The organism is Cellulomonas sp. Y8, from assembly GCF_008033115.1.
GTDB lineage: Bacteria > Actinomycetota > Actinomycetes > Actinomycetales > Cellulomonadaceae > Cellulomonas.
Window position 1 is genome coordinate 2,957,198 of record NZ_CP041203.1, and the last position, 21,006, is coordinate 2,978,203.

Below are 21,006 nucleotides of genomic sequence, written 5' to 3' on the forward strand. Positions count from 1 at the left end.
CTCACCTCAGCCCTCGAGCGCGGTCCGGCCCTCGCACGACGTGGCCTGGCGACGCGTCGGCGTTTGCACGCGTCCGATCGGGCGACCCGGGTGCAGACGCCCTTGTCGCCGGCCGGCAAACTGCCGATAGCCTCCGGCAACGACCCGACCCCCGACCGAGGACGACGCATGGGCATGTGGGACTGGCTGCGGCCACGGAAGCGCACGGACGAGCCCACAGCGGCGCAGCTGCTCGACCAGGTCGGGCCTCCCGCGCCGACGACGCGCGCCGCGACGCCGGTGGCGGTCCCCTCGCCGCCCCTCACGTCGGCTCCGCGCGCCGTCTTCGCCGTCCTCGACGTCGAGACGACCGGCCTCGCGGCCGCCCGCGACCGGGTCCTCGAGCTCAGCGTCGTCCGCTGCGACGCCGCGGGCCGGCCGATCGACGAGTGGTCGTCGCGGTTCAACCCGCAGGGCCCGGTCGGCGCCACGCACATCCACGGCATCACCGCCGCGGACGTCGCGGACGCGCCGCTGTTCGCGGCCGAGGTCGCCACGCTGGCGGGCCGGCTGTCCGGGCTCGTGCTCGTCGCCCACAACGCACGGTTCGACCTCGGGTTCCTCCGGGCCGAGTTCGCTCGCGCCGGGTGGGCGATGCCGTGGGCTCCGTCGCTGTGCACGCTCGAGGAGAGCCGCCGCCACCTGCCGTCCCTCGCCCGCCGTCGGCTCCCCGACTGCTGCGCCGCTGCGGGCGTCCGGCACGAGGGTGCGCACTCGGCGCTCGGCGACGCCCGCGCGGCGGCCGGTCTGCTCGAGGCCTACCTGGGCACACGGCGGGGCGGGGCGGCTCTGTATGACGCGCTGGTCGCCGAGGCGGCCGCAGTGGCGTGGCCAGACGGTCCGACCGGGACCGTGGTGCCCGCGGCGCCCGTCCGCGTCGTCCGCGAGGACCGTCGGATCCGCGAGCAGCCCCGGGAGCACCGCCGCCTCGTGCAGCTGCTCGACGACCTCGCGGTGGCGGACGCCGTCCCGACCGGTGCGCCGGAAGGCACGGCCTCGTACGTCGAGCTGCTCGCGGAGGTCCTGGAGGACGGCGTCCTCACCGACGACGAGGCCGGCGCGCTCGCGGACATCGCGCAGCTGTGGGAGCTGCCGCCGGAGGCGGTCACGGCCGCGCACGAGGCGTTCCTGCTCGCGCTCGCGGGCAAGGCGGTCGCCGATGCCCGGGTGACTCAGGCGGAGCGCGCCGAGCTGTACGAGGTGGCCGAGCTGCTGGGTGTGGACCGGAGCCGGGTGCTGGCGTCGCTGGACGCCGCCGCGGCCCGGCGCGACGCCCGGCAGAGCGAAGGGCTGGCGCCGCTGCCCGAGGGTTGGGCACACGGAGAGCCGCTGCGGGTCGGTGAGTCGGTGGTGTTCACCGGGTGCGACGAGGACGTGCGGACGGTGCTTGAGGCGCGGGCCAAGGCCGCAGGCGTGCGGGTCTCAGGGAACGTCTCGGGTCGCACGGCCATGCTCGTGAGCGACGGCAGCTTCGCGGGCACCAAGCTGGCGGACGCGCAGCGCCTCGGCACCCGCATCGTCGCGCCGGAGCTGTTCGGGGTCCTGCTCGACCACGTCCAGCCCGCGGCCGCGCCGACGGTCACCGCGACCAGGCACGGGCGGGCGACCCCGTCGGCCCCGGCGCCTGCGGTCGAGCGCGTGGTGGCGGCGCGCGCCGACGTCGCGCCGGCGGTGATCCGCGAGTGGGCGCGCGGCCAGGGCATCGTGGTGAGCGACCGAGGTCGCCTGTCGGCGGACGTCGTCGCCCGGTACCACGACGCGCACCCGGTGGAGGTGACGCCGTGAGCGAGGGCTTCGAGGTTCCGCGTGCGCTCGCTGGCCTGGTCGATGCACACGTGAAGGAGCCGCAGAAGCCGGTCCTGATCCGGCCCCGGTCCTGGCGATCGGCTCTGCCCGACGTCGAGCCGGGCGTCCTGGCGGTGCTCGACGACGACGCGGTGTCGCGCCCGAGCCAGAGCACGCCGGGGGACCGGCTGGTCGATCGCGAGGGCGTCCGCGGTCTGCTCGACCGCACCGACCTCGCGGACGAGGTGTCACTGCTCCGAGCGTTCCTCGCGGTTCAGGCCTGGGGCGCCGGGGTGACCGGCACGCGGACGCTCCGGCACACCGCGCGGGCCTTCGCCCACCGGGAGCAGCTCCTGAGCGCACTGCGGACGAGCGCCGAGCGGCTCCGGGACGCGGACGGCACGGCGGCGCTCGCCGAGGCGTACGACGGCTGGCGGTGCCCTGGCGTCGGTCCGTCGTTCTTCACGAAATGGTTCGCCTACGCCGGCTGGCGGGCCGACCGGGACTGGCAGCCGCTGATCCTGGACGACAGGGTCTACCGCGCGCTGAACACGACGCTCGACGTGCGGCTCGTCGACCTCGCCGGCAGCCGCTCCCGCGCGGCGAGGTACCGCGCGTACGTCGAGGCGGTCCACGACTGGGGTCGGATGCTCGGCGTGCCTGCGGAGCGGCTCGAGTGGGTGCTGTTCCGGGACAACGGTCGCGCCTCGAGCGTGCCCAGCCGGTGAGCCCGCGCCCCTCACGCCGGAGCAGTACCGGACGATCGCACCGGTAGGCCGCCCGATCAGCCCCAGAACCCCGGGGGCATGGCGGTAAGCCGCGGGTACATGTCCGTCGACCCCGACCACCGGGCGACCGGCTCGACCTGGTCCGACCCGGGGACGAGCCGCGTGAGCGTCATCGTCGTCGCGCGGTGGGTCACCGTGAAGAGCCGCTCCTCGTCGGCGTAACCGAGTACACGGTGGTGGCCGTTCCCCGGAGGCTCAGGCCTCCTCGTCTCCGAGCCTGCGCCGGGCAACGGAGGGAGCGGGCGCTCGCCCCCGGTGTCCAGACGGTGCTCGACGATCCGGCCACGGCGATCGAGCAGCAGGCGCCCGCTGTCCGGGTGCCACGCGAGCGACCCGACCAGTCGCGCTCCGTCGATGGTGTGCCGGGGGTCGCCGGTGCTCGCGTCGATGACCACGGTCATCGGAACCCCCGGGACCGCGGACATGGTGGACAGCGCGATCAGGGCCCCGTCCGGCGACCAGTGCACGGGGCGGTCCTCGGAGGACCCGGGCATCGCCGTCGGTTGCGTGAGGATCGCGGTGGACGTACCGGCGCGGACGTCGACGAGGTGCAGGGCGAACCACCTCGGGATGCCGGCGGTCGCGCGGACCCGCTCCAGGAACCGGCCCGGGCCGAACTGCCGGCTGATGTCGTAGAACTCGTCGGGCCGCCACTCCTCCGCGACCGCGACCATCGCCCCGTCCGGGGACGCAGCGAGTTCGTGACACCACTCCCACCCGTCGTGTGGCTCGAACGGGAGGCGCGCGGTCGAGAGATCGGAGAGGTCGAGCCGGAAGATGCCCTCGCTGAACCGCCTCTCGAGCATCGGGGTGCCGTCGTCCGTCAGCAACGCCTCCACCTCGATCAGCACCGCGCCTCCGCCCGCGACGACGAGAGGGGCGACCGCGTCCGACCCGCGGCCCAGCCGGGGGAGCGCCCGGAGCTGGCCCGACTCGGGGACCCAGGCCCAGTGACGTCCGTCGGCCGCGATGAGCGCGACCACCCCGCCGTCGGTGGGGCCGAGCGGATCCGCCACCATGGCCGCGTGCCACCGGGGCGCGGAAGCCGACGACGTCGGACGTTCGGACACGGGCCGGACCCTACCGCTCTTGCGAGGAGGCCGGGCGGCGCCCGCCGCGATGCTCGGCCTCGCGTCAGTCGTCATCCCACGCTCTCGTCGCAGGATCGTGCGCCGGACGGGTGATGTCCGGAGGATCCCCGGCGGTGCTGCACCCACCTCTGCTTCGCTCACGCGACATGGGGAACACTCGGCAGCGTGCTCGGCCCGTCCTGGCCCTGGTCGTCGGCGTCGGTGTGACGGCGGCTGCGACGACCGGATGCGTGATCGACCACAACCGTCCCCGACTCACCTATGTGAACGACGCCACCTCGACTGTCGTCGTGACGGTGGAGCTGCCCGGCGAGAAGTCGACCAGAGCGCGAGAGGTGCCCGCGGGAGACGCGACGGACCTGTCGCTCTCCGAGTGCGAGGACGAGGCGCGTCTGAGAGTGACGACGCCCGGCGGGGAAGTGGTCGGGACGATCGACGGTCCGATCTGCCCGGGCGACACCTTGACGATCACGAGCGATCTGACGCTGGAGTACGGCGGCAACGAGTGAACCGCGTGCGCAGCCATGGCCGTTAACGTCTCGAGCAGCGCGAGCGAGCATGGGGCCGCGTTCCTCGAAGGGGCGGACGAGCGGGAATCCGACTTCCGTGGAACGAGTGCTACGAGGGCTTCCCGCCGGAGACACGCCCCGCCCGCGCCCGGCGGCTCCACTCGAGTTCCGGCCTGCGCGCACACCGCGTACGCACCTTCAGGACGTCGTCCGCCTCCGCCGAGGAAGGCCGCATCCCCAGTTCTGCCCCTCGTCTACGCGCGCACTGCCCGGCTGCCACGCCGTGAGAGCCACACGGTCATCAGCGTGACGCTGGCGATCGAACCGACGAGGGAGATCAGGGCCGCGGGCCATACGACGGCTCCTGCGGGGCCCGGGTCCTGCCCCGCATCGCTACGATCGAAAGCGATCGAGAACGAGACGGTGTACACGATCACCGCTGCCAGCGTCGCAGCCGCTGCGACGACGAACCACCGCTTCACACGACCTTCTGCCATCGTTGCCCCCTTCGGCTGCGAATGTAGCCCTCGCGGCCGTGCGCGCGCGGCGGTTCGCGCGAGACCTCCACAACGAGGTCGCGGCGTCCTCACGCTCCACGTGTCTGCCCTGGACGTGACGGCCCCGCGGCGGCCTGGCCGGCGCCTCCACCGCGTACGCACGCTCAGGACGCCGTTCGGCTCCGCTGAGGTACGCCGCGTACCCCGGACTCAGTACACGACCCGCCCCGACGCGTCCTTCACCCCGGACTTCCGCCAGAAGTAGCTCCGCACCTGGTCCCGCCACTCCACGGCCGACGCCCGCTGCGCCTCCAGCCGCTCCCGCACCCGCGCGTCGAAACGGGTCGGCACCGCCCCGCCCACGAGGTCCGCCAACGAGTCCCACGAAGCCTCGACCGCGTCGAGCGCCTCGACCGCGTCAGAACGCGAGTCGTAGATGTGCTGGATCACCGTCTTCCCCGACCGGAGCACGTGCGCGTACGGGACGTGGTGGAAGAACAGCAGCAGCTCGTCCGGGCAGGTCTCGACCGACTCGTACGTCTCCCGCCACGGCGACGGGAACTGCCCCGCGAACCCGGTCCCGGTCGCCACGGTGCGGTCGACCCCGATCCCGTCGCGGTCGGCGAAGTGGTACGTCCCCCAGCGCGAGTACTCGTACCCGTCGACGGACGGCCCGCCGTGGGTGCCGGGGTCGACCATGAACCCGACGCCGAGCGGCGCGGTGTACCCCTCGTACCGGGCCCACGAGCCGTCCATGACCTCGTGCAGCACCGACCGGATCCGCGCCAGGTCGTCGGCATCGGCCGAGGCGAACGTCAACGCGATCCACTCGTCCAGCACGTCCTCGGCCGTGAGCGTCGAGTCCCACGCCAGCCGCCCGAACGCGTACAGGTTCGCCTGGGCCAGCGGGTGCCCGGTCCAGAACGCGTCGTCCCCGACGTTCGACACCGCGGCGACCCCACCCGCAGGCGACGACGCCCCCGATCCACCGACGATCGACGCCACCGCCCGCGCACCGTCCAGCGGGAACCGCAGGTACTCCCGCCAGGCCGGCGCGAGGTAGCAGACGTGCCGCTGCTGCCCGGTGTACTCCTGCGTCACCTGGAGCTCGATCGCCAGCCGGGTGCGCGGCATCGCGGCCAGCACGGGGGAGAGCGGCTCGCGCACCTGGAAGTCCATCGGCCCGTGCTTGACCTGCAGGACGACGTTGTCGGCGAACGTCCCGTCGAGGGGTGCGAAGTGGTCGTACGACGCCCGCGCGCGGTCGGTGGTGCGGTCCCGCCAGTCCTGGTGGTGGTTGTAGACGAACGCCCGCCACAGGACGGTGCCGCCGTGCGGGCGGAGGGCCGCGGCGAGTATGTTCGCGCCGTCGGCGTGGCTGCGGCCGTACGCGAACGGGCCGGGCTGGCCCTCGGAGTCGGCCTTGATGAGGAAGCCGCCGAAGTCCGGGACCGCCGCGTAGACGCGGTCCGCGGTCGACGCCCACCACGCGGCCACCCCGGGGTCCAGGGGGTCCGACGTCGCCAGGCCGCCCAGCCGCTGCGGCGACCCGAACGACACCGACAGGAAGATCCGGATCCCGAACGCCCGGAAGACGTCGGCGATGCGGGCGACGTCCGGCAGGCCGTCGGTCAGCAACCGGGCCTCGTGGGCGTGCACGTTGACGTTGTTGATGCCGACCGCCTCGACGCCGGTCGCGGCGAGCAGCCGGGCGTAGTCGCGGACCCGGCCCAGGTCGGCGCGGACCTCGCCGTCGACGTAGAAGATCGAGCCGCCGGCGTACCCGCGCTCGATCTGGCCCATCACCGGGTGCACGGTCATGTTGTCCCAGTGGTCGAGCATGCGGAGCGGCTGCTCGGGTGCGCTCGACGTCGTCCCGGGCACCGCGTCGCGGCCGAGCATCCGACCCACCGCCTCCTCGCGGGCCAGCGCGTACAGCCCGCGCAGCGTGGCCGGGCCGTCGGCGCCGAGCAGCACCGTGCGGTCGGCGGTCCGGACGATCGCGTGGCCCCCGGCGGGGACCTCCGGGAGGGCGTCGAGGCCGATCGACGACGGCGACGCGACCGCCTCGACCGGCGCGACGACCAGCCGCGCCTCGGCGGCGGCCGGGCCCGAGGAGCCGGTCGACAGCTCCGAGCGGACCGTGTCGAGGCACGGCCCGGCGCCGAGGACGGCGGACGGCTGCGCGCGCAGCGGGGCCAGGGCCGCGTCGGGCAGCCAGGCGGGGTGGACGGTGACGGCGACGGCGTTGTCGGGGGTCATGGCTCCGGTGGGGGTCGAGCGGTCAGGACGGTCCCCGCGCCGGTGCGGCGACCAGCGGCGGGACGAGGAGCGTGGCGAGCGTGGGCTCCCACAGCGGGGCGGTGTGCCAGCGGGCGGACAGCGCGCCGTCGGGGGCGCGGGTGACCAGCAGCCGGTGCGGGGACGCGGTCGCGACGAGGTGGACGCGCACGGTTCCGTCGGGCAGCCGCTCGGCGCGGGCCGCGACGGGGACGACGCCGTCCGGGACGGGGTCGCTGGGGGCGCCCGACGCGACGTCGCCGGGGCGGAGCGCGAGGGAACCACGGCTCCACGCGTCCGGGCGCAGGGCGACGACGCCGCCGGGCAGGCCGTCGCGGGCCGCGATCGCCAACCGCCACGCGTCGGGACCGGCGTCGTCCAGCGTCCACCCCACGACGTCGAGCGCCGGGGCGTCGGACGCGACGTACCGGTCGCGCGCCGCCCACGAGTCCCGCTCCGCAACGCCGCCGAGCAGCGCCCCGGCCGGCGAGACCTCCCCGCCCGACGCGTCGCGCGCACCCGCACCCGCCGCCCCGGCCGGCCACGACGCAGCCGCCGCCACCAGCCCCCACAGCACGTCGAGCACCCGCTGCGTGTCCATCGCGGACCCCTGGTACGCCACGACGACCCCGGACTCCGGCACGACGAGCGTGAACTGCCCGTACGCCCCGTCCATCCGGTACCCGTGCCGGCTGCGCCAGACCCCGTACCCGTACCCGAGCGCCCAGTCGTCGTGCGCGGTGTCGGGCTCGGGGCCTCGGTGGTCCTCGACGAACGTGTCGGCCGTCGGCACGAACGTCGTCGTCATCGCCTCGACCACGGACTCGGGCAGCACCCGCGTCCCGTCCGGAGCGACGCCCCCGGCCGCCAGCGCCGTCCCGAGCCGGGCCTGGTCGTCGACGGTGAGGTGCAGCCCGGAGAAGCCCTGCTCCACCCCGGCGAGCGGCCGCCACCACCGCGGCCCGATGCCGAGCGGGTCGAGCAGCCGCGGCCGGAGGTACGCGGTCGGCTGCTCCCCGGCGACGGCGTGCACGACGCGGCCGAGGGTGCAGGTCGCGGGGGAGGAGTACGCGAACCGCGTCCCGACGGGGAACTCGGGCGGCGTCGTCAGCAGGACGGCCGGGTCCGCCGGCATCACGGACGTCTGCTCGCGGCTGTGCCCGGTGGACATGGTGAGCAGGTGCCGCAGCGTGAACCCGTGCGGGTTCGGCAGGTCGAGGTGCCGGTCGACCGGGTCGGACAGCGCCAGCCGCCCCTCCGACTCGAGCAGCAGCACGGCCATGGCGGTGACCGACTTGGACACCGAGTAGACGAGCCCGGCGTGCTCCGCGTCGTACGGCGCCCAGGTCGCGCGGGCCAGAACGGTCCCGTGACGGGCGACGACGAGCGCGTGCGGGTCGAGCCCGTCCAGCGCGTCGAGCGCCGCGTCCCACGCGCCCCCGGTCACGCGCGACCCCCGACGGCAGGCGCCGCGGTCGACGCCCGGATCACCAGCTCCGTCACCAGCTCCACCCGCGTCGACGGCGGCTGCCCGCCCGCGGCGAGCGTCAGCAGCATGCGGGTCGCCATGGACGCCATCTCCCGCAGCGGCTGGTGCACGGTGGTCAGCCCGGGGTCGATCCACTGGCTGATCGGCAGGTCGTCGTACCCGACGACGGACAGGTCCTCCGGGACGCGGAGGCCGAGCTCGCGGGCGGCGCGCAGGACGCCGAGCGCCTGGTAGTCCGACCCGGCGAACACGGCGGTGGGCCGGTCGGGGCGGTTGAGCAGGTCGAGCCCGTGCCGGTAGCCGCTCTCGGCGTCGAACGCGCCCCACCGGATCAGCGCGGGGTCCCACGGCACGCCGACCTCGTCGTGCGCGCTGCGGAAGCCGTCGACGCGGGCGCGGGAGCACAGCATGTCGTCCGGGCCGGAGATCGCGGCGATCCGGCGGTGCCCGAGCGCGAGCAGGTGCCGGGTGCCGGACAGGCCGCCGTTCCAGTTGTTGGAGCCGACGGTCGGCACGCCGGCGGGCGGCTCGCCCTGGGTGTCGACGACGGCGAACGGGATGTTCCGCGACTCGAGCTGGTGCCGCTGCTTGGCGTCGAGCCCGGACAGCACGAGCAGGACGCCGAGCGGCCGGCGGGCCATGACGTCGTCGATCCACTCCTGCGGCGGGCGGTGCGAGCCGCCGAGCTCGGACAGCACGACGCCGACCCGCTCGGGGCCGCAGACCTGCTCGACGCCCTTGATGATCTCCTGCGCCCACAGGTTGTCGGCGGCGTGGAACACGAGGTCGAGCAGTCGGACGCCGTGGCCGGAGCCGCGGGTGGCGACGGGCTTGCGGTAGTCGTGCCGCTCGAGCGCCGCCTCGACGCGGGCGCGGGTCGTCTCCGAGACGTCGGTGCGGCCGTTCAGCACCTTCGACACGGTCGGGATCGACACGCCCACCTCGCTCGCGATGTCGGCGATCGTCGTGCGGCCTCTCGGCATGGTTCCCCTTCGAAACTGTCGCTGTCGAGCAGCTGGCCCCGACTGTAGCGCACGGGCCTGCAGCAGTGGCAGTACCACCGGCGTGGTTGACGGACGTCGCCTGTCGCCCCTACGGTGCGGGTGAAACGGTATCGGTCAGCATCGCGCAACTTTCGAAACGCGAGGCTGACCGAACCCACGACGAAGTGGATGCCACATGAGCGACGCACCGCCTCCAGCCCGACGCCACCCGCGCCGGCCGGTCGTGGTCCCTGGCGCGGTGAGCGCATGACCGTCCAGGGCCCCGAGATCACCACGCCGGCACCCGTGCCCGCGGGGCCGGCCGGCCCGGCCGCGGAGATCACCCCGGCCGCCGACCCCGACGCCCGTGCCCGCCGCGGCCGCACCAGCCGCCGGACCCGCCGCGGCCGGATGGACGGCAAGATCCCCTGGCGCACGGCGCTGCGCAAGGACTGGCAGCTCTACTCGCTGGTCGTGCTGCCGCTGATCTTCTTCGCGGTGTTCCGGTACACGCCGATGCTCGGCAACGTCATCGCGTTCCGGAAGTTCCGCGCCGGCGGCAACATCTTCGGCGAGGAGTGGGTGGGCTTCCGCTACGTCGAGATGTTCCTGTCCGACCCGACGTTCTGGATGGTCTTCCGGAACACGCTGGTCATCGGGGCGCTCACGCTGCTGTTCTGCTTCCCGCTGCCGATCGTGCTGGCGCTGCTGCTGAACGAGCTGCGGTCGCGGGTGTTCAAGCGGTTCGTGCAGTCGGTGTCCTACCTGCCGCACTTCCTGTCGATCGTGATCATCGCCGGCATGCTGTTCCAGCTGCTCTCGCTGGAGGGCACGGTGAACCAGGTCGTCACGGCGCTCGGCGGGGACGCGGTGCCGTTCCTGCAGCGCCCCGAGTGGTTCCGCGCGGTGTACGTGTCGAGCGAGGTCTGGCAGACGGTCGGCTGGGGCACGATCCTCTACCTCGCGGCGCTGACCACGGTCGACGAGAGCCTCTACGAGGCGGCGCGGATCGACGGCGCGAACCGGTGGAAGCAGACCTGGCACATCACGCTGCCGGGCATCCGGCCGACGATGGTCACGCTGCTCATCCTCAACATCGGCACCTTCATGGCGGTCGGGTTCGAGAAGGTCCTGCTGCTCTACAACCCGCTGACCTATCCCACGGCCGACGTCATCTCGACGTACCTGTACCGGGTCGGCCTGGTGTCCAACAACTTCTCGTACGCGGCGGCCATCGGGCTGTTCGAGTCGATCATCGGCCTGACGCTGATCCTCTCCGCGAACGCGATCTCGAAGCGAGCGGTGGGAGCGAGCCTGTGGTGACGACCGTCGAGACCTCCGCGGGCCCGCTGCCCGCGCGCACCGGCAGCCTGCTGCGGGAGACCCGCGGGTACAGGGTGTTCCGGGCGTTCAACGTGGTGGCGCTGCTGGGTGTCGTCGCCGTGACGCTCTACCCCTTCCTCATGATCATCGCGCGGTCGTTCAGCTCGGACACCGCGATCCGGTCGGGGCAGGTGAACATCTGGCCGGTCGGGTTCAACCTCACGACGTACCAGCTCGTGATGAACGACGCGATGTTCTGGACGAACTACAAGAACACCGTGATCTACACCGTCGTCGCGACGGCGATCGCCCTGGTGCTCACCACCTGCTACGCCTACGTCATCTCGAAGCACCACCTGCGCGGGCGCTCGGTGCTCATCGGCATCGCGGTGTTCACGATGTTCTTCAACGGCGGCCTGATCCCGAACTACGTGCTCATCACGAGCCTCGGGCTGAAGAACTCGCTGTGGGCGATCGTGCTGCCGAACGCCATCAGCGTCTTCAACCTGCTGGTGATGAAGGCGTTCTTCGAGAACCTCCCGCTGGAGCTCGAGGAGGCCGCGCAGATCGACGGCCTCGGCACCTACCGGATCCTGTGGAAGATCGTCATCCCGCTGTCCAAGGCGGTGATCGCGACGATGCTGCTGTTCTACGCGGTCAGCTTCTGGAACTCCTGGTTCGCGGCGTTCCTCTACATGGACAAGTCCGAGCTGTTCCCGGTCACGGTCTACCTGCGGAACCTCATCGCCGGGTCGTCGACCGCCCAGTCCACGGGCGCCGCGGCCGCGGACGTCGCGCAGGTCTCCGCGAACATCCAGTCCGTGACGATGGTGCTCACCGTCCTCCCGATCCTCTGCGTCTACCCGTTCGTCCAGAGGTACTTCGTCTCGGGGGTGATGCTCGGCTCCGTCAAGGGCTGACCCCCGCTCTTTCCCTCCCGCGACCAACGACGATGTTCGTCACGAAAGGAATGCCATGTCCCAGCGCACGCGGGCACGCGGCCTCGCCGCCGCAGCCGCCCTCGCCCTGGCCCTGACCGCCTGCTCCGGCGGCTCCGACGGCGACGAGGAGACCTCCGGCCTCGACAACCGCACGGGGGCGATGGAGGACTACGCCGCCGGCGACCAGTTCACCGCGACCGAGCCGCTCACGTTCTCCATGCTGTTCTCCGACCACCCGAACTACCCGTCGCAGGACGACTGGCTGCTGTGGTCCGAGATCACCGACCGCACGAACGTCACGCTCGACCCGACGCTCGTGCCGATGTCCGACTACGAGCAGAAGCGCAGCCTGCTGATCGGCGCCGGCGACGCCCCGTCGATCATCGCGAAGACCTACCCGGGCCAGGAGGACGCGTTCGTGTCCTCCGGAGCGATCCTCGCGGTGTCCGACTACGTCGACCTGATGCCGAACTACCAGCAGAAGGTCGCCGACTGGGGCCTCGAGGAGAACATCGACCAGCTCCGGCAGGCCGACGGCAAGTACTACGTGCTGCCCGGCCTGCACGAGGCGCCGTGGCAGGACTACACGATCGCGATGCGCACGGACGTGCTCGCCGACCTCGGCCTCGACGCCCCGACCTCGTGGGACGAGTTCCGCACCACGCTCGAGGCGATCCAGGAGGCCCGCCCGGGCGAGTACCCGTTCTCCGACCGGTTCTCCGAGACCTACCCGGGCGGCAACCTGCTCAACATGGCGGCGCTCGGCTTCGGCACCTCCGCCGGCTGGGGCTACAACAACGCGACCTGGGACGGCGACGCCGAGGAGTTCGTCGCCACCGCCGCGATGCCGGAGTACAAGGAGATGGTCGAGTACTTCCACGACCTCGTCGCCGACGGCCTGATGGACCCCGAGAGCTTCACCCAGGACGACGACAGCGCGATCCAGAAGTTCGTCACCGGGAAGTCGGTGGCGATCGGCACCAACGCGCAGAGCGTCGTGAACGAGTACGAGCCCGGCCTCGCGACCAACGACCCGGACGCGACCGTCGCGAAGATCCCGTTCCCCTGCGGCCCGGTCGGCTGCGTGCTGAACCCGGTCACCCAGACCGAGAACGGCATCATGATCAACGCCGACGCGGCGGACTCGCCCAACTTCGTCGCGATGATGCAGTTCATCGACTGGCTGTTCTACTCGGACGAGGGCCAGGAGTTCACCAAGTGGGGCGTCGAGGGCACCACCTTCGACAAGGCCGCCGACGGCACCCGCACCCTCGCCGCCGACGTCGACTACGTCGGGCTGAACCCGGGGGCGCCGAAGCACCTGCAGAAGGACTTCGGGTTCGCGGGCGGCAACTTCGCCTACGGCGGCGCGACCGAGCTGCTGTGGTCGACGTTCTCCGACGCCGAGGTCGCGTTCCAGGAGTCGATCGCCGACTACGACATGATCGACCTCGCGCCGCCGGCTCCGCTGGACGAGGCCGAGAACGAGCAGCTGACGCTGATCGACACCACGCTCCGGGACGCGGTCTCGCAGGGCACGATCCAGTTCATCCTCGGCCAGCGCGACCTGTCCGAGTGGGACGCGTTCGTCGCCGACCTGGAGGGCAAGGGCGCGACGCAGTACGTCGACGTCGTCAACGGCGCGCGCGACCGCTACGTGTCCGACAACGGCTGAGCCCTCGCCGTCGTCCCGGGCGCCACTGCCCTCGCGCCCGGGACGGCGGCGAGCTTCGTCCCCACCCCCGACCGGAGAGCCACCATGACCAGCACCGGCGCACTCGCCGCCGTCGTCGTCCCGTCCGAGCCCGTCGGCACCCTGCCGCCCGCCTGGCGCGCCTGCGTCGGCACCGGCCGCACCCGCGAGGTGCTGCACGCCGACTACCGCGACTCGCTCGCGGTGGTGCAGGACGAGATCGGGTTCGGGGCCACCCGGGCGCACGGCATCCTGCACGACGACATGGGGCTGGTGCAGCCCTGGTCGCACGAGGGCCGGTCGGGGACCCGGTACGGGTTCGCGTACCTCGACCTGGTGGTGGACACCTGGCTGGAGGCGGGCATGGCGCCGTTCCTCGAGCTCGGGTTCATGCCGGCCGCGCTCGCGTCCGGCGACCAGACGCAGTTCTGGTGGCGCGGCAACGTGACGCCGCCGCGGGACCACGACGCGTGGGCCGACCTGGTGCGCGCGCTGCTGCGGCACCTGATCGACCGGTACGGGATCGAGACCGTCCGCACCTGGCCGGTCGAGGTGTGGAACGAGCCCAACCTGCCGTTCTTCTGGCAGGGCGCCGACGAGGCCGCGTACTACCGGCTGTACGACGCGACCGCGCGCGCCGTGAAGGACGTCGACGCGGACATCCCCGTCGGCGGGCCGGCGGTGTCGCCAGGCGCCGACGACTGGCTGCCGCGGTTCGCCGAGCACGTCGCCGACGCCGGGGTGCCGTGCGACTTCGTCAGCAAGCACGCGTACACCTCGGGGCCGGCGCAGCACGTGCCGTTCGGGACCTACCAGACGCTGCGGCCGCCGCAGGACCTCCTCGACCAGTTCGCCACGCCGCGGTCGCTGCTGGCCGGGACCGCGCTGGCCGGCCTGCCGGTGCACATCACGGAGTTCTCCTCGTCGTACCGGCCGGACAACCCGATCCACGACACCGCCTACCAGGCCGCCTACCTCGCGCCGGTGCTCGCCGGTGGCGGCGACCTGGTCGACTCGTTCTCCTACTGGACGCTCTGCGACGTGTTCGAGGAGGTCGGCATCCCGACGGCGCCCCTGCACGGCGGGTTCGGGCTGCTCGGGCACCGCCAGCTGCGCAAGCCGGTGTTCCACCTGTACGCCTTCATGGCCCGGCTCGGGTCGGCGGTGCTGGCGCGTGGGTCCGACCACCTCGTCACGCGGCACCCCGACGGGCGCGTCACGGCGCTGCTGTGGCAGCCGCTCGACGGCGCCGCCCCCGCCGAGGCGGGGCACCGGGTCCGGCTCGACCTGCCGGGCGCCGGCCCCGCGGTCGTCACCGAGCGGCACGTCGACGCCGAGCGCGGGAACGTGCGCACCGCCTGGCAGGCGATGGGCAGCCCGCTCGCGCCGGACCACCGGGCGCTCGCGGACCTGCACGACGCGTCGACGCCGGCGCTGGCCGTGCGTCGGGTCGCGGCCGACGCGGGGCGGTGGGTCGTGGACGTCGCGCTCGGGCGGCACGGGATCGCGCTGGTCGAGGTCGCCGGGGCGCCGGACCAGGCGCCGGCGTGGACGGACGACGGGCGGATGCTGGGCGGTGCGCGGTGAGCGCCGCCCGGGCCTGGACCGACGACGAGGTCGGGCGCGGCCCGCTGTCCCGCGGGGCCGCCGCCGTCTACCGGGTGCTCGTCCTCGAGGCGCTGCTCGTCCTCACCACGGTGCCGACCGCCGTGCTCGTCGTGCTGCTCGACCGGTCCGCCGCCAACCTGCCGCTGTTCGCCGCCGCGCTGCTGCCGGTCGGGCCCGCGGTGGTCGCGGGGCTCGCCGCCGCGCGCGCCTGGGAGGTCGACCCGGACCTGTCGCCCGCGCGCGGGTTCTGGCGGGCGTACCGGCGCGACGCCCTCGGCACCCTCGCCTGGTGGGCGCCGCTGCTGGCCGTCCTCGCCGTGCTGGCCGTGAACGCCGCGCACGCCGAGGTCGTGCCCGGGGGCGCCGCGCTGCGCCCGGCGGGCCTGGTGCTCGCGGCGCTGCTCGTCGTCGTCGGCGGGCACCTCGCCGTGCTGCAGGCGCGGTTCGCGTTCCGGCTGCGGGACGCCGTGCGGATCGCGCTCGCCGAGGTGGTGCCGCAGTGGCGGTTCAGCCTCGGCGTGCTCAGCCTGCTCCTGGTCGGCGCCGCGGTCACCGTGCTGGCGTTCGACGTGGTCACCGTGCTGCTCGCCTGGGCCGGCGTGCTGCTGCTGCACGCCATGGCCCGCCCGCTCGTCGCCGACGTCACCGAGAGGTTCACCGTCCATGTCTGACGCCACGCCGCTGCGCACCCCCGCGCCCGCACCGACCCCGGCGCGGCTGCCGCGCACCGACTCGATCGCCTACGGCGGCGACTACAACCCGGAGCAGTGGGGCAAGGACGTCTGGGACGCCGACTACGCCGCGTTCGACGCCGCCCGGATCACCACCGTGACCCTCGGCGTGTTCAGCTGGTCGCTGACCCAGCCCGCCGAGGACGTCTTCGACTTCACCGTGCTCGACGAGATCGTGCAGCGCGCCGCCGACGAGGGCCGCCAGGTCTGCCTCGCGACCGGCACCGGTGCGCTGTCGCCGTGGATCGCCCGGGCGTACCCGGAGGTGACGCGCGTCGACTTCGAGGGGCGCAAGCACCGGTACGGCCAGCGGCACAACGCGTGCTGGTCGTCGCCGGCGTTTCGGCGCCTGGCCGCGGGCATCGCGGGCCGGGTCGCCGAGCGGTACGCCGACCACCCCGCCGTGATCGCCTGGCACGTCGGCAACGAGTACGGCGGCGACGGCGGGGCCTGCTACTGCGACCTGTGCGCCGCCGAGTTCCGGCTCTGGCTGCGCGCCCGGTACGGGACGCTCGACGCGCTGAACGAGGCGTGGAACGCGACGTTCTGGTCGCACCGGTTCACCGACTGGGACGAGATCGAACCGCCCAGCGCGCTCACCGAGCACTGGAAGGGCCGCGGGTACACGGCGTTCCAGGGCATCACGCTCGACTACTACCGGTTCAGCACCGACAACGCGATCCGCCAGTTCACCGAGGAGAAGGCCGCCATCCGCGCGCACTCGGACCTGCCGGTGACCACCAACTTCATGGGGTTCTTCCAGCCGCTCGACTACCACCGCTGGGCCCCGCACCTCGACTTCGCGTCCTGGGACAACTACCCACCGCGCAGCGACGAGCCCTGGCGCACCGCCCTGACCCACGACCTGATGCGCGGGCTCAAGGACGGCGCGCCGTTCTGGCTGATGGAGCAGACCCCGACGGTCACCGCGTCCCGGGACGTCAACCCGGTCCGCCGGCCGGGGATCATGCGGCTGTGGTCCTGGCAGGCCGTCGCGCACGGGGCCGACTCGGTGCTGTTCTTCCAGATGCGCGCGTCCCGCGGTGCGTGCGAGATGACCCACGGCGCCGTGCTCGACCACTCCGGCCGGCTCGACACCCGGGCGTTCCGCGAGGTCGCGGGGCTGGGGGAGGAGCTGGAGCGGCTGGGGGACACGCTGCTCGGCGCCTGGACGCCCGCGCGCACGGCGCTGCTGGTCGACTGGGACTCGTGGTGGGCGGTCGAGATGGCCGACGGGCCGAACCGGCTCGTGAAGTACCTGCCGACGCTGCTCGAGTGGGGCCGGGCGTTCTGGGACGCCGGCGCGCAGGTGGACGTCGTCCCGGTGACCGCCGACCTGTCGGGGTACGACGTGGTGGCCGCGCCGCTGCTGCACCTGGTGAAGGGCGACGTGGCGTCGCGGCTCGCGGAGGTGGCGGGGCGCGGCGGGACCGTGCTGACCGGGTACCTGTCCGGGCGGGTCGACGAGGACGACCGGCGGTTCCTCGCCGACGTCCCCGGGCCGCTGGCGGGGCTCGCGGGGGTGCGGGTCGCGGAGACGGACGCGGCGGAGCCGGAGGTGGTGAACCCGGTGGCGTTCGCCGGGGCGGGGGCGCCGACCGTCGACGGGCGGATGGTCTTCGAGGTCCTCGTCCCCGAGGGCGCCGAGGTCATGGCCCGGTACGGCGCCGACTTCTACGCGGGCGAGCCGGCGGTGACCCGGAACCGGGTGCCGGCGGTGGGCGTCGGGGCGGGCGGCGCCGAGGGCCACGTCTGGTACCTCGGCACCGAGCTCGCGCAGGAGGGCCTGGCGCACGTCGTCCGCACCGCGCTCGCCCGGCACGACCTGCTCGGCCCGTACGCCGACGTCCCGGGCCTGGAGCTCGCGACCCGCATCACGACGACCGGCGACCGCGTCGACCTGCTCCTGCACCACGGCACCGAGCCGGTGACGGTCGAGGCGCACGCCGACGGCACGGACCTCCTGACGGACCGCACGTGGACGGCGGGCGAGCGCGTGACGCTCGCCCCGGCGGACGTCGTCGTCCTCCGCCGGGCCTGACCCGGCGAAGGCGGGCGCGCTGCGCCCGCCTTCCCTCCGCTCCCAGCCGCCAGGTCCCCTTCCGCCGAGATGGCAACTCTCGGCTGTGCGAGACCGTCGCCACACAGCCGAGAGTTGCCATCTCGGCGAGGGGGCGCGCGGGCGAGGGGGCGCGCGGGCGAGGGGGCGCGCGGGCGTGGGCGCGGAGGTGCGTGGCGAGGGGGCGTGGGCGCGGGGTGCGTGCTCGAGGTGCGCGGGGCGGCGCTCGGCGGCGCCACGTGCCGCGCGCGTCAGGCGGCCAGGAACTCCAGGGCACGGGCCTGGTCCAGGACCGCCGCGACCAGGGGCTCGTGGGCGCCCATACCCGCGTCCAGGCGGTCCAGGACGGCCCGCACGGAGGTCGCGAGGTCGCCGTCGGCCAGGCCCACCACCCGCTCCGGCCGCGCCTCCGCCACCGGGCCGCCCTGCCCGCGCAGGTGCAGCGCCCACGCCGCGACCGTCGTCGCCGCCCCGGCGGGCACCCGCCCCGCCCGGCACTCGGCGACCAGCACCGGCGCCACCCGGACCGGCAGCTTCTCCGAGCCGTCGGCGGCGATCTGGCTGAGCAGGTGCTCGATGCGCGGGTTGCCGAACCGGTCGAGCAGCGCGCGCCGGTACGCCCCGACCTCGTCGGCGGGCAGGTCCAGGTGCCGGGCGGCCTCGTGCCACCACGCCTCGACCCAGCCGCGCAGCCGGCGGTCCGCGATCGCGTCCGCCACCGTCCGGTACCCGAGCGCGCCGCCCGCGTAGGCCAGCAGCGAGTGGGCGCCGTTGAGCAGCCACAGCTTGCGCTGCTCGAACGGCAGCACGTCCTCGACGAGCTGCGCGCCCGCGTCGTCCCACGCCGGCCGCCCGGCGGGGAACTCCCCGGCGACGACCCACTCCGAGAACGGCTCGGTCACGACGGGCGCGGCGTCGGCGAGCCCGGTCGCGGCGCGCACGGCCTCGCGCCCGGCGTCGGTCGTGGCGGGCGTGATCCGGTCGACCATCGTGGTGCCGAACGCGACGTTGTCCCCGACCCACTCGGCGAGCCCCGGGTCCACGAGGTCGGCGAGCTCCAGCACCACCCGGCGCAGCGCGGCGCCGTTCTCGGGCAGGTTGTCGCAGGGCAGCAGCGTCATCGGCCCCGCCCCGGTCGCCCGGCGCAGCCGCAGGCCCGCGACCACCCGGCCCGGGACCGTCCGCACCGGCCCGTGCCGGTCGGCGCGCAGCGCGGCCACGTCGGCGCGCACGTCGCCGCGGTCGGTGTCGAGCGCGCCGGACGCGGTCCGGACGTAGCCGGCCTCGGTCACGGTGAAGGTCGCGACCGCGACGGCGCGGTCCGCCCAGTAGCCCAGCCAGGCGTCGTGCTCGTCGCCGCCGTGCGCGGCCGACACGCTCGACACGACGCGGAACCGCTCGCCGTCGGCGGCCCGCGTGACCAGCGTGTACAGCCCGTCCTGCGGGGCCAGCGCCTCGGCCAGCGTGCGGGAGCGACCGGTGAAGGCGGCGATGCCCCAGCCCGCGGCGTCGGGGGCGTTGTCGGTGTACCAGGCCTGGTGGGCACGGAAGAAGCCGCCCAGCCCCAGGTGCACGACGCGCACGGGCGCCGCGGGGCGGCCGTGGCCGGCGGCGCGGGACAGCCGCAGGCCGGTGGGGGTGGTCAGGCGGTGCTCGGGGAGGGTGATCACAGCCGGAACGCCTCTCTCGGGATGGTGGTGACGAGGTCGACGGCGGTCTCGTGCGCCTCGTCGAGGGTCAGCCGGTGGTCGGTGACGAGCCGCGCCAGGTACGCGGCGTCCGCGCGCCGGCTCGCGTCGTGCCGGGCGGGGATGGACAGGTAGGCGCGGGTGTCGTCGACGAACCCGGAGGTCTTGGCGAACCCGGCGGTCTCGGTGACGGCCGCCCGGTACCGCTCCATCGCGTCGGGCGCGTCCAGGAACCACCACGGCGCCCCGACGTAGAGCGACGGGTAGAAGCCGGCCAGCGGCGCGAGCTCGCGGGAGAACGTCGTCTCGTCGATGGTGAACACGACCAGCCGGAACCGCGGGTGCGTGCCGAAGGCGTGCAGCACCGGGCGCAGCGCCTCGGTGAACTCGACGGTCACGGGGATGTCGGCGCCGATGTCGGTGCCGAGGCGCTCGCGGGACGGCAGGTGGTGGTCGCGGCGGACGCCCGGGTGCAGCGTCATCACGAGGCCGTCCTCGCTCGACATCCGCGCCATCTCGAACAGCAGGCCGCGGCGCAGCGCCTCCGCCTCCGCGGGCGTCGCGGTCCCGGCCCGCGCCGCGGCGTACAGCCGCTCGCCGTCGGCCGGGTCGAGGGGTGCCATCGCCGCGTCCCGGTGGCCGTGGTCGGACGACACCGCGCCGTACGCCGCGAAGTGCTCCCGCCGGCGCTGCATCGCGTCGACCCAGCCCGCGAGCGTGCCGGTGTCCGTCCCGGCGACCTCGCCCAGCGCGCCGACGCGGTCGGCCCAGCCCGGGACGCCGGCCTCCAGGTACCGGTCGGGGCGGAACGTCGGCACGACCCGGCCGTGCCACGTCGGGTCGGCGCGCAGCGCGGCGTGGTGCGCGAGGTCGTCGCAGGGGTCGTCCGTCGTGGCGAGCACGTCGAGCCCGAACCGGTCGTACAGCGCCCGGGGCCGGAAGTCCGGCTCGGCGACGCGGGCGGCGATCGCGTCGTACAGGTCGTCGGCGGTGCCCTCGGCGGGGACCAGGTCGACGCCGAGCACCTCGACCAGCACCTGCTCCAGCCAGAGCTTCACCGGCGTGCCGCGGAACGTCGGCCAGTGCCGGCACAGCAGCCGGAACGCGGCCCGGGACTGCGCGGGCGTCGGGTCGGCCACCCCGACGCCGAGGTCCTCGAGCGGCACGCCGCGCGCGTGCAGCAGGCGGGTCAGGTAGTGGTCGGGCGTGATGAGCAGCGCGGTCGGGTCGGGGAACGCGGTGTCCTCGGCCAGCCACCGGGCCGGGACGTGCCCGTGCGGGGACACGATCGGCAGGTCGCGCACCGCCGCGTAGAGCTCGCGGGCGACCGACCGCGTCGCCGGGTCCGCCGGCAGCAGCCGGTCGGGGTGCGGCGCGAGCCGGGGTGGGGCGACGGGGGTCGACAGCGCTGTCATGCGGCCATGGTTCGAGGCGGCGGGGCGGGGCTGCAAGCGGTTGCCATGAGTTGCCCCGGTGCCGGGTGGCGCCCCGCGGCGGGCGCC

At 74.0% G+C, this 21,006-nt stretch carries 16 protein-coding genes; 9 read left to right on the plus strand and 7 right to left on the minus strand.

The genetic code is table 11. From position 1 onward, the window contains the following. Window positions 1-168: 168 nt before the first annotated feature. Both FKM96_RS21095 and FKM96_RS13375 read left to right on the plus strand, forming a co-directional pair. The gene (locus FKM96_RS21095; RefSeq protein ID WP_147795654.1) at window positions 169-1,824 is read left to right on the plus strand and encodes a histone-like nucleoid-structuring protein Lsr2; all 1,656 of its coding nucleotides are present in this window, start codon (window positions 169-171) and stop codon (window positions 1,822-1,824) included. A 50-nt stretch (window positions 1,825-1,874) separates the two neighbouring features. Continuing rightward, on the plus strand, window positions 1,875-2,552 hold the full coding sequence (locus tag FKM96_RS13375) for a hypothetical protein (RefSeq protein ID WP_147795655.1): 678 nt from the start codon (window positions 1,875-1,877) through the stop codon (window positions 2,550-2,552). 56 nt (window positions 2,553-2,608) lie between these two features. Here the strand turns inward: FKM96_RS13375 and FKM96_RS13380 are convergent, their stop codons facing one another. After that, window positions 2,609-3,682 (minus strand): hypothetical protein, encoded by a 1,074-nt coding sequence (locus FKM96_RS13380; RefSeq protein WP_147795656.1) that lies wholly within the window; start codon window positions 3,680-3,682, stop codon window positions 2,609-2,611. Window positions 3,683-3,933: 251 nt separating this feature from the next. Here FKM96_RS13380 and FKM96_RS13385 point away from each other — a divergent pair, with 251 nt between their 5' ends. Continuing rightward, on the plus strand, window positions 3,934-4,212 hold the full coding sequence (locus FKM96_RS13385; RefSeq protein ID WP_147795657.1) for a hypothetical protein: 279 nt from the start codon (window positions 3,934-3,936) through the stop codon (window positions 4,210-4,212). Between the two features lie 254 nt (window positions 4,213-4,466). Here the strand turns inward: FKM96_RS13385 and FKM96_RS13390 are convergent, their stop codons facing one another. The 4 genes from FKM96_RS13390 to FKM96_RS13405 all read right to left on the minus strand — a co-directional run bounded on the left by FKM96_RS13390 (window position 4,467) and on the right by FKM96_RS13405 (window position 9,461). Continuing rightward, a complete protein-coding gene (locus FKM96_RS13390) occupies window positions 4,467-4,709 on the minus strand; it encodes a hypothetical protein (protein ID WP_147795658.1) in 243 nt (80 codons plus the stop codon). 210 nt (window positions 4,710-4,919) lie between these two features. Then, the gene (locus FKM96_RS13395) at window positions 4,920-6,971 is read right to left on the minus strand and encodes an alpha-glucuronidase (RefSeq protein ID WP_147795659.1); all 2,052 of its coding nucleotides are present in this window, start codon (window positions 6,969-6,971) and stop codon (window positions 4,920-4,922) included. A 22-nt stretch (window positions 6,972-6,993) separates the two neighbouring features. Continuing rightward, window positions 6,994-8,436, minus strand: coding sequence for a serine hydrolase (locus FKM96_RS13400; protein ID WP_147795660.1), 1,443 nt, complete (start codon window positions 8,434-8,436; stop codon window positions 6,994-6,996). Next, the gene (locus FKM96_RS13405) at window positions 8,433-9,461 is read right to left on the minus strand and encodes a LacI family DNA-binding transcriptional regulator (protein ID WP_147795661.1); all 1,029 of its coding nucleotides are present in this window, start codon (window positions 9,459-9,461) and stop codon (window positions 8,433-8,435) included. Before FKM96_RS13405 ends, FKM96_RS13400 begins: the two co-directional genes overlap by 4 nt. Window positions 9,462-9,728: 267 nt before the next feature. Here FKM96_RS13405 and FKM96_RS13410 point away from each other — a divergent pair, with 267 nt between their 5' ends. From FKM96_RS13410 to FKM96_RS13435, 6 genes are all read left to right on the plus strand, one after another. Beyond that, a complete protein-coding gene (locus tag FKM96_RS13410; protein WP_210417273.1) occupies window positions 9,729-10,784 on the plus strand; it encodes a sugar ABC transporter permease in 1,056 nt (351 codons plus the stop codon). After that, window positions 10,778-11,704: a carbohydrate ABC transporter permease gene (locus FKM96_RS13415; protein WP_371300424.1), complete on the plus strand. Its 927-nt coding sequence runs from the start codon at window positions 10,778-10,780 to the stop codon at window positions 11,702-11,704. Before FKM96_RS13410 ends, FKM96_RS13415 begins: the two co-directional genes overlap by 7 nt. 55 nt (window positions 11,705-11,759) lie before the next feature. Then, window positions 11,760-13,400: an extracellular solute-binding protein gene (locus FKM96_RS13420; RefSeq protein WP_147795662.1), complete on the plus strand. Its 1,641-nt coding sequence runs from the start codon at window positions 11,760-11,762 to the stop codon at window positions 13,398-13,400. A gap of 84 nt (window positions 13,401-13,484) precedes the next feature. Beyond that, the gene (locus FKM96_RS13425; RefSeq protein WP_147795663.1) at window positions 13,485-15,005 is read left to right on the plus strand and encodes a xylan 1,4-beta-xylosidase; all 1,521 of its coding nucleotides are present in this window, start codon (window positions 13,485-13,487) and stop codon (window positions 15,003-15,005) included. Continuing rightward, on the plus strand, window positions 15,002-15,697 hold the full coding sequence (locus tag FKM96_RS13430) for a DUF624 domain-containing protein (protein ID WP_168216985.1): 696 nt from the start codon (window positions 15,002-15,004) through the stop codon (window positions 15,695-15,697). Before FKM96_RS13425 ends, FKM96_RS13430 begins: the two co-directional genes overlap by 4 nt. After that, window positions 15,690-17,798 carry a beta-galactosidase gene (locus tag FKM96_RS13435; RefSeq protein WP_147795665.1) on the plus strand — a complete coding sequence of 703 codons (2,109 nt, stop codon included), beginning with the start codon at window positions 15,690-15,692 and terminating at the stop codon, window positions 17,796-17,798. The genes FKM96_RS13430 and FKM96_RS13435 overlap by 8 nt, the downstream gene beginning before the upstream one ends. 269 nt (window positions 17,799-18,067) lie before the next feature. Here FKM96_RS13435 and FKM96_RS13440 read toward each other — a convergent pair whose 3' ends face one another. Further along, a complete protein-coding gene (locus tag FKM96_RS13440; RefSeq protein WP_210417274.1) occupies window positions 18,068-19,486 on the minus strand; it encodes a mannitol dehydrogenase family protein in 1,419 nt (472 codons plus the stop codon). Continuing rightward, the gene (gene uxaC, locus FKM96_RS13445) at window positions 19,483-20,919 is read right to left on the minus strand and encodes a glucuronate isomerase (protein WP_147795666.1); all 1,437 of its coding nucleotides are present in this window, start codon (window positions 20,917-20,919) and stop codon (window positions 19,483-19,485) included. Before uxaC ends, FKM96_RS13440 begins: the two co-directional genes overlap by 4 nt. Between the last annotated feature and the right edge of the window lie 87 nt (window positions 20,920-21,006).

Bases quoted from the DNA above. Each gene is read 5' to 3' on its own strand.
- FKM96_RS21095 (WP_147795654.1), top strand. From the start codon at position 169: ATGGGCATGTGGGACTGGCTGCGGCCACGGAAGCGCACGGACGAGCCC.
- FKM96_RS13390 (WP_147795658.1), bottom strand. From the start codon at position 4,709: ATGGCAGAAGGTCGTGTGAAGCGGTGGTTCGTCGTCGCAGCGGCTGCG.
- FKM96_RS13395 (WP_147795659.1), bottom strand. From the start codon at position 6,971: ATGACCCCCGACAACGCCGTCGCCGTCACCGTCCACCCCGCCTGGCTG.
- FKM96_RS13405 (WP_147795661.1), bottom strand. From the start codon at position 9,461: ATGCCGAGAGGCCGCACGACGATCGCCGACATCGCGAGCGAGGTGGGC.
- FKM96_RS13410 (WP_210417273.1), top strand. From the start codon at position 9,729: ATGACCGTCCAGGGCCCCGAGATCACCACGCCGGCACCCGTGCCCGCG.
- FKM96_RS13420 (WP_147795662.1), top strand. From the start codon at position 11,760: ATGTCCCAGCGCACGCGGGCACGCGGCCTCGCCGCCGCAGCCGCCCTC.
- FKM96_RS13425 (WP_147795663.1), top strand. From the start codon at position 13,485: ATGACCAGCACCGGCGCACTCGCCGCCGTCGTCGTCCCGTCCGAGCCC.
- FKM96_RS13435 (WP_147795665.1), top strand. From the start codon at position 15,690: ATGTCTGACGCCACGCCGCTGCGCACCCCCGCGCCCGCACCGACCCCG.
- uxaC (WP_147795666.1), bottom strand. From the start codon at position 20,919: ATGACAGCGCTGTCGACCCCCGTCGCCCCACCCCGGCTCGCGCCGCAC.